At 55.5% G+C, this 11,354-nt stretch carries 14 protein-coding genes; 3 read left to right on the top strand and 11 right to left on the bottom strand.

Features of this window, described 5'->3' with window-relative positions; genetic code table 11:
* Window positions 1–311: 311 nt before the first annotated feature.
* From kdsA to ACRBB0_RS26580, 11 genes are all read right to left on the bottom strand, one after another.
* Window positions 312–1,121, bottom strand: a complete 810-nt coding sequence (gene kdsA, locus ACRBB0_RS26630) for a 3-deoxy-8-phosphooctulonate synthase (protein ID WP_431377500.1) — start codon at window positions 1,119–1,121, stop codon at window positions 312–314.
* 44 nt (window positions 1,122–1,165) lie between these two features.
* Entirely contained in the window at window positions 1,166–1,957 is a 792-nt protein-coding gene (locus ACRBB0_RS26625) for a 3-deoxy-manno-octulosonate cytidylyltransferase (RefSeq protein WP_431377498.1), read from the bottom strand.
* A 23-nt stretch (window positions 1,958–1,980) separates the two neighbouring features.
* Window positions 1,981–2,946 (bottom strand): KpsF/GutQ family sugar-phosphate isomerase, encoded by a 966-nt coding sequence (locus ACRBB0_RS26620; protein ID WP_431377497.1) that lies wholly within the window; start codon window positions 2,944–2,946, stop codon window positions 1,981–1,983.
* Window positions 2,947–3,264: 318 nt separating this feature from the next.
* Window positions 3,265–3,423 carry a hypothetical protein gene (locus tag ACRBB0_RS26615; RefSeq protein WP_431377496.1) on the bottom strand — a complete coding sequence of 53 codons (159 nt, stop codon included), beginning with the start codon at window positions 3,421–3,423 and terminating at the stop codon, window positions 3,265–3,267.
* 13 nt (window positions 3,424–3,436) lie between these two features.
* Window positions 3,437–4,594: an MBOAT family O-acyltransferase gene (locus ACRBB0_RS26610; RefSeq protein WP_431377495.1), complete on the bottom strand. Its 1,158-nt coding sequence runs from the start codon at window positions 4,592–4,594 to the stop codon at window positions 3,437–3,439.
* Entirely contained in the window at window positions 4,591–5,406 is an 816-nt protein-coding gene (locus tag ACRBB0_RS26605) for a hypothetical protein (protein WP_431377494.1), read from the bottom strand. The genes ACRBB0_RS26610 and ACRBB0_RS26605 overlap by 4 nt, the downstream gene beginning before the upstream one ends.
* Before the next feature lie 273 nt (window positions 5,407–5,679).
* The gene (locus ACRBB0_RS26600) at window positions 5,680–5,919 is read right to left on the bottom strand and encodes a hypothetical protein (protein ID WP_431377493.1); all 240 of its coding nucleotides are present in this window, start codon (window positions 5,917–5,919) and stop codon (window positions 5,680–5,682) included.
* A 32-nt stretch (window positions 5,920–5,951) separates the two neighbouring features.
* Window positions 5,952–6,620 carry a 3-oxoacyl-[acyl-carrier-protein] synthase III C-terminal domain-containing protein gene (locus tag ACRBB0_RS26595; RefSeq protein ID WP_431377499.1) on the bottom strand — a complete coding sequence of 223 codons (669 nt, stop codon included), beginning with the start codon at window positions 6,618–6,620 and terminating at the stop codon, window positions 5,952–5,954.
* Between the two features lie 75 nt (window positions 6,621–6,695).
* The gene (locus tag ACRBB0_RS26590) at window positions 6,696–7,364 is read right to left on the bottom strand and encodes a hypothetical protein (RefSeq protein WP_431377492.1); all 669 of its coding nucleotides are present in this window, start codon (window positions 7,362–7,364) and stop codon (window positions 6,696–6,698) included.
* Window positions 7,365–7,676: 312 nt separating this feature from the next.
* A complete protein-coding gene (locus tag ACRBB0_RS26585; RefSeq protein ID WP_431377491.1) occupies window positions 7,677–8,309 on the bottom strand; it encodes a DUF1826 domain-containing protein in 633 nt (210 codons plus the stop codon).
* Entirely contained in the window at window positions 8,306–9,520 is a 1,215-nt protein-coding gene (locus tag ACRBB0_RS26580) for a GTP-binding protein (protein ID WP_431377490.1), read from the bottom strand. Before ACRBB0_RS26580 ends, ACRBB0_RS26585 begins: the two co-directional genes overlap by 4 nt.
* Before the next feature lie 104 nt (window positions 9,521–9,624).
* Here ACRBB0_RS26580 and ACRBB0_RS26575 point away from each other — a divergent pair, with 104 nt between their 5' ends.
* The 3 genes from ACRBB0_RS26575 to ACRBB0_RS26565 all read left to right on the top strand — a co-directional run.
* On the top strand, window positions 9,625–10,038 hold the full coding sequence (locus ACRBB0_RS26575; protein ID WP_431377489.1) for an RrF2 family transcriptional regulator: 414 nt from the start codon (window positions 9,625–9,627) through the stop codon (window positions 10,036–10,038).
* A gap of 473 nt (window positions 10,039–10,511) precedes the next feature.
* Window positions 10,512–10,967 carry a plasmid mobilization protein gene (locus ACRBB0_RS26570; protein ID WP_431377488.1) on the top strand — a complete coding sequence of 152 codons (456 nt, stop codon included), beginning with the start codon at window positions 10,512–10,514 and terminating at the stop codon, window positions 10,965–10,967.
* Window positions 10,964–11,354 (top strand): relaxase/mobilization nuclease domain-containing protein (locus ACRBB0_RS26565; RefSeq protein WP_431377487.1); only part of this gene is annotated, 391 nt, incomplete at its 3' end. The genes ACRBB0_RS26570 and ACRBB0_RS26565, both read left to right, overlap by 4 nt.

Below are 11,354 nucleotides of genomic sequence, written 5' to 3'. Positions count from 1 at the left end.
AATTAATAACCCAGAGACAAAACAAAACCTTCGCGCAAGTCACCCAGCGCGCAACGCCCCGTCTAGCCTCAATCTCTTTCTCAGCCCTTGGTTCGAAGCGTTCCGCTTATCCCCGTGATGCGGCGTGCATCGTTCTGAGAAGTTGGTCTATAAGGGTGTCTTTTCGGGGCCGCAAGCACTTTTTGAAAGTTTTTGCATTTTCCCGCAATTTAATTTGGAAACGCCCGCAAAACGCTATTCTGACAGGCAATCCGTACCGCCGGAGTTGCGTAGGGCGGCAAACCCGCCCCAGCCACTTTTGCTTCCGTTACTCAGAGCCCCTTTGCCAAGGAATCAAATCCGCGCAGGTTTGCGATCAAGGCCCCCATCTGATCCACCGGAATCATGTTTGGCCCGTCCGACGGTGCCGTGTCGGGGTCTTGATGGGTTTCAATAAACAATGCCGATACACCAACCGCACAGGCTGCGCGGGCCAGAACCGGGGCGAATTCGCGTTGGCCGCCCGATGTGGTGCCCTGCCCGCCCGGTTGTTGCACCGAATGCGTCGCATCAAAGACGGTTGGGTAGCCCGTCGCGGCCATCGTCGGAAGGCCACGGAAGTCTGACACAAGGGTGTTGTAGCCAAAGGAGGTGCCGCGATCACAGAGCATGATGTTGTCATTGCCCGTGCTGGCGATTTTCTCGGCAACATTGCCCATGTCCCAAGGGGCTAGAAACTGCCCCTTTTTGACATTGATGGCTTTGCCGGTTTCGCCCGCCGCCAATAACAGGTCGGTCTGGCGGCATAGAAAGGCCGGGATTTGCAGGATATCACAGACCTCGGCCGCTGGGGCACAATGGCTGGCATCATGGACATCAGTCAGAACTGGAACCCCGAATTCGTCTCTGATCTGTCCGAGTATTTTCAGCCCCTCTTCCATACCAAGCCCACGCTGCGTTCCGATGGACGAGCGGTTGGCCTTGTCATAACTGGCCTTAAAGATGAACCGTGTGCCGGTGGGCGCACAGGCTTCGGCAATCTTTTCCGCCATCATCCGCGCATGCTCGAGGCTTTCGAGCTGACAAGGTCCGGTGATGAAGGAAATCGGGTTTGTGCCGCCAATGGCAATATCGCCGACCATCACGGTTTTGGTTTGGGTTGCTTTGGTCTCGGTGACATCCATGATCACAGGTCCTTCAATACAGAATTGATACGGGCAACGTCTTCGGGATTGTTGAGTTCCCAAAACACCCGGCCACGACCTTCGACCTGCACACAGGCAATCTTGGTGTCGTTGACGAGGAAGCGCAGCTGCTCAAGGCCTTCAAGTATCTCAAGCTCGCTCACTGGCCAGCTGGTATAGGCGCGCAACGCATCGGGGCGATACGCGTACACCCCGACATGGTGATATACAGGGATATCGTCAGAGGGCACTTTATCGGGGTCGATAAAAGGCAGCACCTCTTTGGAGAAAAAGAGCGCATGGCCCTTGGCGTTGAACACCGCTGTGGTGCCGCCGACCCGGCCTTCTTTGCGATCTTGAGTGAAGTGGCCATAGGTGAGCGCATCACATTGCAAGACAGGCGTTGCCACCTGAGCTTCGGCATCCTGCTTCATGGCCTCAATCAGATCTTCGACAAACCATTCCGGGGTCAGCGGAGCGTCTCCCTGTAGATTGACGATCAAATCGGCTTCAACCTGCCCTGTCGCCAAAGCTTCGGCGCAACGCGCCGTGCCATTTTCGGCCTCTGGGCTGGTCATGATCACCGAGGCCCCAAAACCAATTGCGTGATCGCGAATGCGATCATCGTCGGTCACGACATGGATCTCGGCCACGCCAGACACACGGTTGGCCGCGTCCCAGCTCATTTCAATCAGGCTTTTGCGGCTGCCATCAGGAAGCGTCAATTCGGCTAGCGGCTTCCCCGGATACCGGGTCGACGCATAACGGGCTGGAATAAGAATAACGGTTTTCATCAAAAACCCCTTTGAGGAAGCGCTTAGGACACCCCGGCGCGCAACAGGTCATGCATGTGCAACATACCAACAGGCCGATTTTCATCGTCGACAACGGCAAGTACGTTGATTTTTCGAGCGTTCATGATCGACAGAGACTCTGCCGCAAAGTCCTTGGCCGACACGGTCAGCGGAGTGCCGCTGGCAATATCAGCCGCCTTTTTGCTCAGCAAGTTGTCCATATGGCGCCGCAAGTCACCATCTGTGATGATCCCCACCAGCGTCTTCTCCTTGGTGACCAAGGCCGCACCCAGCCCCCGAGACGTCATCACCAACAAAACATCCTGCATGTCGGTTTCACCGTCGACCAATGGCAGATCTTCAGCGCTATGCATCAAATCGCCAACAGTCGCCAACTGCATCCCAAGTTTTCCGCCGGGGTGAAAATCTTTGAAGTGATCCGCTGTAAAGCCGCGCTGCTCCATCAACGCGACGGCGATGGCGTCGCCCAGCGCAAGCGTGATAGTGGTCGACGTGGTCGGGGCCATTCCAATCGGACAGGCCTCTTCGGCCTTGGGAATCAGGAGCTGATAGGTCGAGGCGCGCATGAGCACGCTTTCAGGGTTCGACGAAATGCCCGCAATCGGAATCGCAAAGCGCTTGCAATACCCGACCAGATCCTGGAGTTCCCGAGTTTGGCCAGAATTCGAAATCACAATGCAAATGTCGCCCGGCACGATCATCCCAAGGTCACCGTGGCTGGCTTCGGTGGCATGCACAAACAGCGACGGGGTGCCGGTGCTGGCCAATGTCGCGCTGATCTTGGAGCCAATATGCGCCGACTTGCCGATACCGGAAATGATCAGCCGCCCCTTGCTCTCCAAAACAGCTTCGATGAATGGGGTGAAATCAACCGGCAGCTCAGTCGCCAGTTGCGACAACCCGCGTATTTCAACGTCCAACACCCGCCTGGCAGCGGCATCAATACCTGTACGTTGCTTCGCCAGCATATCCGACCTCATCATTGTTATATGTGTGCCTGATTGGCTGTCACGAATTGATCACCGCAGGGCACACTCTGCCATTCACGCTGCATATCGCAGGCCTGCGTCCCCAGCAAGGTGAGTGATCCGTGTCGATCATCGCAGACATACGGCCCAAATCACATCGGTGAAAAACCTCTGGTTTGACAGCGCAGACCGGTTCAATCGACCGCAGACAGAGTGCTTTGACAAAAGCCAGAACACTCCATGCGGCAGTGACCTGTATATTAAGACGCCTTGTGAAAGCAGTTATGCAGACGGTCACATGTCTCGTCGGCGGTCATATCAATAGGCGGCATATGCCGGCATTTGCCAGCCGAAGGGATACGCACCCGCCAAAAGGATCAGCCCAACGAGGCCCAACAAAACAGTGAAAGCGTCGCGTTGGAGTTTTGGATCGCGCCCCATGACGATATCACCAAACAGGTTCTTTAAACGCTGCATGATCTACTCCACTTCAAAATAGCTGTGTCACGAAGGCCCATGCTTCGTGGATATCCGAAGAATTGGCAAAACGAGAGAGGAAGGACACATAGCTGATTGTAAAGACCCAGCCCAATCCAACATTTGCCCAGCGAACGAGCCTTGGCCCACTCTGGATTCGTTTTTCGTAGCGTTTGCGCAAGATCATATTCAACGCCAAAGCGGCCCCGTGTCCAACACCCCAAATGAAATAGGGCAATGTCACCGAGTGCCAAAACCCCACAGCAGTAAAGGCGAGAAAAATAGCCCGGCTAGGTTTGCCGACACTACGGACAAATGGTTTGAACAGGTATGTTCCGATAAAGGCACCAAGGCTCATATGCCATCGTCGCCAAAATTCCTGGATGGACGTTGCGCGCAGGGGCCAGTTGAAATTCTCGGGAAGTTTGACGCCGTACAGCAACGCCGTTCCAATCGCGACGTCGGAATAACCGGAAAAGTCGATATAGAGCGCCAGAAAACCGCGATACATGCTCAACCACGCCACCGCGCGGCTGTCAGGGGCCAACCCCGTAACCGCTGCGATGTCCACACCTTCGACCATGGGTTTGAGCGCCAGCAACATCGCCGCCCCCCAGAACACCCGCGAAAAGGCGATCAACATATCCCGGCCTTTAAGCGTGGCCTGCAAGTCTTGCCAAGGCTTCCCACCCGCAATGGGCCCTGCAACGAAACTGCCAAAAAAGGTCAAGCCCGCTGTGGTTTCCAACACGCTTGCACCGCGCCCATTCACACGTTCGCGGATCAAGATGAAGGCGCGGATCGCTGTATAACTCACCCCCAAAAAGGCAAAACCCACAAGTGTCGGGGCGTTCAGCGCCGTTTGTCCCAGCAAACCCTGCACAAACCACTGTGCCGGCACAAATTCCAGGACCGCCAATGGCAAAAACACGCCCCAAGACATCCGCCGCAAAGTATCGGCACTCACCCCGCTTTGCTGGGCTCGGGCAAAGCCCCAGATGAGGAAACCGTAAAACACAAGCGTGACGGGAATCAGCGGTGATAATGTCCACAACAAAAGAAGGGACACGCAGGAGAGGATGCAAAGGCGCAACCCGGCATGCGGCGCGGCCCAGTAGACAGGCACAGTCAGCCCCAACAGCCAGAGCAACAAAAAGAAATCGACTATCACGATGCATCCAATTCGAGCAGGCGCTTCACATGATCGCCAAGCCATGGCACGAGCAACGCGCGTCCGGTTTTATTGAGGTGGCTCGCATCTTTGTATCCGCCCGCTTCCATCGCGTCCCGCAAGGCCGGGTCTGGAAAGAGAAGCTCAGCCTCAAATTCGGACTGAAAATTCTCAACAAGAAAGGCGTCGTCAATCGGCACATGCATGGATGGGAGGTAAACGAAAGCCACTGCAAACCCCCGGTCCTTGGAAAGCTGCACCATCTTCCGAACCATATCGCGACGCGGAGCCAGGTCTTCAGACGTAAAGAATGCGCGCGGATCTGGATCCTGCCACCCTGCAAGCTCGCTGGCGATACGTTGTTTTTGAGCTAAGTCCCGCTCGCCTTCCCCCTGGAACTTGGGATCATCCTTGGAATAAACGTCCAGAAAACAATCAACCTTTCGCTCCGCATACTCTGGGTTAAGACCCAAATTAGGATTGAGCAGTTCCTTGCGATATCCTTCTGCAAAAGAGGTGCGGAACAGAATGTTAGAGACAAGACGCATGCGCACGCGTTGCAAATGCATGGTATCCCAGACAGACAGGAGTAAGCTCTCAGAGTCTTGTCTGATTTGATTGAACTGCTCCGCGATCCGCAAGCCAACAGTAAACTTTTGTGTATAGGCCCCAGAAGTAATTGATGACGACGTCAGATCAACTTGCGGAAGCTTCTCCATGATGGCTGGTGTGCGGGCCTGCACTTCAAAAACCACCAGCGAAACATCCGTCATCCGCGACGCCCGCTCGATCAGCGCCAGATCAAAATCCATAACCAAACTAGGGTGACTTAGGTTGACGACGTCCCCTGGCTCTAACCCTGCTGCCCGCGCAAGATCATCGCTTTTGACGCCTCGCCGCAAACGGGACGACCCTACAAACAAAACTTTTGCCGTCTCAGCGGGGCTTGCATAAAGCCGCCCCAGACAACCCGATGAATTCCCTTCAGCCGACCCTCGGCCCATATCGGTCGATGCAAACGCAATGACAAAAACGGCGAGGCAAAACCCGGCCAGCAGAGTGATCCGAACGAGCCAAGACATTTCCTAGCCCTTGTTCATGAAACCGACCAACGTGGAGACCCGATAGTCATCAAAATCCTCGGTAACTTGTTCAATCTTCTCGCCGTAAAGGTGCTCAAGCTCGAACATGAAGTTCATCAGGTCGAGGCTGTCAAAGATCTCATCATTCTGAAGGTGAGATTCCATCGTCAATTTTTCGCTGGCACCCGGAGTGACCTCGTCGGCGGCCTTGTGGATCAGCGCAAGCGCTTCTGCCTCGGTCATGTGTCTTCCCTTCTTCTTTGTCTTAAATGCGATCAACGGTTGAATTCGAGCACACCCGTCGCCCAAGATAACCCAACGCCAAACCCAGAAATCAAAACGCGCTTCCCCGCCATCGGCGTTGAGGCCATCAGATCTTCAAGCAGCATAGGTATCGTCGACGAAACCGTGTTCCCATAGTCTTGAATATTCATTCGAAGCTTAGCCTCTGGTATGCCCGCACGTTTGGCCAAAGATTTCAGCATGTAAGCAGAGCCTTGGTGAAGCGCAAACCAGTCAATATCGTCCATCGTCAGCCCCGCCTTATCAAGGCTGGCGGTGAAACTCTTTGGCACAACGGTGTTGACGAAATTGAACACGTCCCGCCCATTCATATGCAGGCGCAAATCGTCTCGCTCAAATTCAGCTGTTCCGACGCTTTGTTCAAGCGAAACAAGCGGACGCGCCGCGCCACCGGCATCAACCCGGATTGCATCGCCGCCTGCCCCATCGGTCCCGAAAACAAGGCCTTTGGAGACTGTCCGACCGTCTGCACGGAGCCATGTGGCCGCCGCCGCGTCCCCAAACACCGCATTGGTTAATTTGTCTTCAGCCGCCATGATGCGGCTATAGGGGTCGCAGGTTACAATCAGGCCGTTTTCAATACCCTGTGCCGCCATGAAGGCTTCGGCCACCGACAAGGCGTATACGAAGCCCGAACAAATGCCTCGTCCGCACCGGTCTGCTCAGCAAGATCTGCCGCGCTATGCTCAATGGTAGGAACCGCAGAGGCAATGGCTTCAATCGACATCAGGCTTGGTCTCCGATTTGAAAGCAAAGGTCAAAGTACCGCGCAGGATGCGGGCACCTTCAGGGTCCTTCATGTCAAAGCTTAGCAAAGTCTGCCATCGGTTGTCAGACTGCATCATGCGACGAAACGAAATCGACAGGTGCCCTTGCGCTACCGGGAACGGCCGAGACAGCGGAATATCCGCGCCCCGTAAACCGGTGAACCAAACGTCGCTCACTGTATCGGTCAGCATCTCGTGACGGACTTTAACCGTCTGAATAAGCGCGACGAGGAATTGCTCGGTATCACTCACACCCTCTAGGTGGAATGTTGCATCAAGCGGCCCCGAAGCTTCCTTGAGGCGAAATTTGCATTGCGGCGGGACATTGCCATCTGGCGCTTTTGACGAACCCGCTACAAAACTTGCATCCGTCTTTTCGCCCGACGCCGTGCGAAAGGAAATGGTGCCTAGCGTCTCATCCCCATCCTGGGACGCACCGACGCGCAATGAGACGGTCCGATCAGAAATACTATGAAACCCAGCAGCATGAACAACCGCACCGTCAGCCAACAGACCTTTTGCGGCCAGCGCCTCGCCGCCGCGTGCAATCAATTGTGTACCCTGAACATATTTTCGACCTTCATTCAGTATGACATCGAGCGGAATAAGTGCGTCCAACGAGATCCTCAATGCATAGTTTCAAAAGGTGTTTAGCGTAAAAACTGCCGGGAAAACTTGTCGTCCCAACACCCGAGCGTGTCAAGACCGAATCCCCAGCGCCCCCGTTATTCGCGCATTTCCACAACCACTGATTAATCCATCGGCTCCTGTTGCAATCCCTGAGCCTTTTCGCGTCACATATAGGAAAAGGTGACGCCAATACTCACCCCAGATCGACCGTCCAAAAGTCGCCCCTTACGGTTTGGGCTGGCCACATCTTGCGTCTCAGACTTGATTGCCGGAGTTTTGGGTCATGGCTTGCCCTTTCGATCACTCACCTTCTGGATCCGAAACTGGGTCTAATACCAGAACAAGCCGGGTTTCACCCGTACCTTGGATCGGGGGAGAGCGATGCAAAAGACCCTTGGCCGGTTGTTCGGGCCAGAGTGATCCGCGCAACAGGATGGGCGCACCTGTCGGAACCGTGAAAACACGCTGAGGGTCATCCCCCTTCATCGACAGCCCGTACTGCGTGCCAGTACCACGAAACGTGCAAACCAATCGCCCCTTGATAGCGTCGACATGGAACTTGCGGCAGGCATTTGTTGTGACAACATCAAGCCGCAGCCGTAAAAACGTGGCGGACATCAGGCCGGAAAACCTAACTGCCAATGACGTGATGTCCGCGATGAACCAGTCACGCTCTGGGCCATTTGGCAATTTGGACATATCGCACAAATGATCGACTGTTTTCGCCACCGCGTCAGGCCGCAGAACGACCCGACCTTTCGGCAAGAGCTCAGGTGCAAGGGCGTCAAGCCAGACCTGAATGGATGGCGGCGTTTGCCGATGCCAGATCGCAGCCGCACAGTCAGGTTCCAAGAACCTGCTGAGCTGCTCTGAATAATCCACAACATCGACACCGGAATCCGCTGCCTTAGCAAGCTGTTCAACGACACTCATGCCGCGTCCTCGGCCCGTCGCCAACCTGGAAACGGATCAGGCAAATCAAGAGGCAAGGCATCGGGGCCAGCCGCCAAAACCACCGGAACCAGACAGGCATCCAGCTTTGACTTGAGCAAAGGCCAGTCAATTCCCGAACCGATGAAAACCAGTTCCTGACGACGGTCTCCCCACGGCTCTTGCCAATGCTCCGTCAGATAAGCCTGCGCAGAGGCGTGTTCGGGCCACCGCTCCTTAGGGACATTGGCCCACCACATCCCGATTGGCTTAACGCTCGACAAGGCACCTGCCAACGAAAATTCCGCAACCCATTCAGGCCGTGTCGCGATCCAAAAATGCCCTTTAGCGCGAATGACACCCGGCATTTGCCCGTTCAACACAGCGAGAACCGCCTCGGGAACAAACGGTTGGCGCGCACGATATACATATGAGACAACGCCATATTCCTCGGTCTCGGGCACGTGGTCCGCAAAACCATACAGCTCTTTGGCCCACATCGGATGTTCGTGCGCTTGCTCAAAATCAAAGAGGCCCGTGTCCAGGATCTTCTCCGCTGCCACCACAGAATGGTTGGTCTCGATGATCTCCGCGTCCGCGTTAAGACTGCGGATAATCTTGCGCGCTGCGTCAACCTTATCTGCGCTCGCATCCTCCACCTTGTTGAGGATCACGACATCGGCAAATTCGATTTGGTCGGTCAACAGGTGGACAAGCGTGCGCTCATCTTCGTCACCCATGGTTTCACCCCGGTCACGGAGAAAATCGTGCGACGAATAGTCATTCAAAAGGTTCACGGCATCGACAACGGTGACCATAGTATCAAGCCGGGCGACGTCGGAAAGGCTGTCACCAAATTCGTCGCGAAAATCAAAGGTCGCGGCCACAGGCAAAGGCTCTGAAATACCGGTCGATTCGATTAACAAATAGTCAAACCGCCCCGCCCCCGCGAGCTTACGCACCTCATCAAGCAAATCATCCCGCAAGGTGCAGCAAATGCACCCATTCGACATTTCGACAAGCGTCTCATCCGTCCGGCTTAGCTCTGTTTCCGCTCGCACGAGGTCGGCGTCGATATTCACCTCGGACATATCGTTGACAATAACGGCAACGCGACGACCTTCGCGGTTGTTCAAAACACGGTTGAGCAGCGTCGTTTTGCCTGCTCCGAGGAAGCCTGAAAGCACCGTGACGGGAAGTCGATTATCTGACATGAAACACTCCATTGGTAACCCAGTGAGTCACGCAACTTAGAAAGTTACTAGACTAATGCAACCGCAAAAGTTACGTGTGACCTCTATTCGGAGAAAAACCGCACATGAAGCGCAACTCACGCCTGTCGCTTGCCCTGCACACTCTGAGCCACATGGCCGGGGATCCTGACCATGTGCGAACCTCGGCTGACATCGCAAAACATGCCGGCACCAATCCTGTTGTCGTACGACGCGTTTTGGGAAAGCTCAGAGAAGCAGGCCTGCTGACCTCCGAAAAAGGCCACGCTGGCGGGTGGCGTCTGGCCCGCGCGCCTCAAGACATCACGCTCGCCGATGTTTACCTCGCGCTTGATGAACGCTTGGTCGCGGCGGAGGAAACCAACGAAACCTCAACCTGTTCCGTTGAACACGCCCTGCACAAGCGCGTCACGGGTGTCCTTCAAGAAGTCGAGCAGAGCTTGGTTGCCAGATTGGGAGAAACGTCAATCTATGAGGTTTGCGGGCCCAAATCTGGCTAAACCTGATAGGCAGACTTGCCACGCTTCCGCGCCAAAAGAGATAGAAGACATATGCCCGACGCGGACGCTGCCAATCTAAAGCGCCAAGCGGACCGTGACCAACGCCGCGGTTTCTGGCGCGAACAAGGCAGTTTTGCCCAACAGCGCCATGAAGCCACGCCATAAAGCCACAAGGATACAGCACGTATTGCAACGGCCGTTCTCACGCGTTGCATGAACGCGTAATGTTTTTCAAAATGTGGTGTGGTTCATTCTCTTCCGCGTAAGAATAATGGTGCACCGGAGAGGAGGAACCTAGAACCTGAACTCGCGGAGCAACTGCTTTCTGAGTTAGAGGATTGGGCGGAGGTTCTCAAGGGTGAGTCGGAAGTTATCCACAGGTTGGATGAGATTGCGGCTCGGGAAAGTGAGGCGGAGGAATGCGAAGCTTCTGACGATCCCTCAATCCAGATCGATCTGCGGGAGCCCGGACTATGAGGTGGGGCGAGGCGAAGCATGCGCCGGATGTTTCCGAAGGGTTTCAGGCGGCGGCGCAGGGGCAAAGCAAACCGTCCACGGCGTCGCCTCGGCGGGAGATGTCGCCTTTTACGTTGCGGCTGACGCGCGAAGAGCGGGGTCGGTTGGAAGAGCTGGCGGCGGGGATGACGCTGAGCGCTTATGTGCGGGCTTGTGTGTTTGCCGAAGATGCCAAGCTGCGCAAGACACGGCCTGCGGATGCGATGGCGGATAAGAAAGCCGTGGCTGAAGTGCTGGCCTTGTTGGGGCAGTCGCGGATTGCCAGCAATCTCAATCAGCTCGCGCATCATGCCAATCTCGGGATTTTGATCGAGGACGCAGACACCAAAGCACAGATTGTCGAGGCGAACGCGCATCTTCTAGCGATCCGCTCGGCGTTGATGCAAGCACTCGGAAAGCGCGGCGCACGGTGATCCTCGAAGGCAACGAGCGGGCCTTTGGGGCGGAGCTGGCGCGGCATTTACTCAATCCGCGGGACAATGATCATGTCACCGTGCATACGGTTGAAGGGTTTATGACACAAGACCTCGGCGAGGCATTCGCCGAGGTCGAGGCCATAGCCAGCGGGACCAAGTGCAGGAAGTATCTGTTTTCACTCTCGTTGAACCCGCCGCCGCAGGAGACGGTCGACGTCCCGACCTTTGAAACTGCCATCAAAGATGTCGAGGCGCGGCTCGGTTTGACAGGCCAGCCGCGCGCGATTGTGTTTCATGAGAAGAACGGGCGGCGGCATGCGCATTGCGTCTGGTCCAAGATCGACGCCGCGCAGATGAAGGCGATCAACCTGTCGCATTACAAAC

Origin of the sequence: Pelagimonas sp. (assembly GCF_050633425.1) — a bacterium.
GTDB lineage: Bacteria > Pseudomonadota > Alphaproteobacteria > Rhodobacterales > Rhodobacteraceae > Pelagimonas.
The sequence above is the reverse complement of the archived record's forward strand: the minus strand, read 5'-3'. Positions and strand labels throughout refer to the sequence as shown.

Coding starts and splice junctions, on each gene's coding strand:
- kdsA (WP_431377500.1), bottom strand. CDS start 1,121: ATGGTCGGCGATATTGCCATTGGCGGCACAAACCCGATTTCCTTCATC.
- ACRBB0_RS26600 (WP_431377493.1), bottom strand. CDS start 5,919: ATGACCGAGGCAGAAGCGCTTGCGCTGATCCACAAGGCCGCCGACGAG.
- ACRBB0_RS26625 (WP_431377498.1), bottom strand. CDS start 1,957: ATGAAAACCGTTATTCTTATTCCAGCCCGTTATGCGTCGACCCGGTAT.
- ACRBB0_RS26575 (WP_431377489.1), top strand. CDS start 9,625: ATGAAGCGCAACTCACGCCTGTCGCTTGCCCTGCACACTCTGAGCCAC.
- ACRBB0_RS26620 (WP_431377497.1), bottom strand. CDS start 2,946: ATGCTGGCGAAGCAACGTACAGGTATTGATGCCGCTGCCAGGCGGGTG.
- ACRBB0_RS26605 (WP_431377494.1), bottom strand. CDS start 5,406: ATGGATTTTGATCTGGCGCTGATCGAGCGGGCGTCGCGGATGACGGAT.
- ACRBB0_RS26570 (WP_431377488.1), top strand. CDS start 10,512: ATGAGGTGGGGCGAGGCGAAGCATGCGCCGGATGTTTCCGAAGGGTTT.
- ACRBB0_RS26615 (WP_431377496.1), bottom strand. CDS start 3,423: ATGCAGCGTTTAAAGAACCTGTTTGGTGATATCGTCATGGGGCGCGAT.
- ACRBB0_RS26585 (WP_431377491.1), bottom strand. CDS start 8,309: ATGAGTGTCGTTGAACAGCTTGCTAAGGCAGCGGATTCCGGTGTCGAT.
- ACRBB0_RS26580 (WP_431377490.1), bottom strand. CDS start 9,520: ATGTCAGATAATCGACTTCCCGTCACGGTGCTTTCAGGCTTCCTCGGA.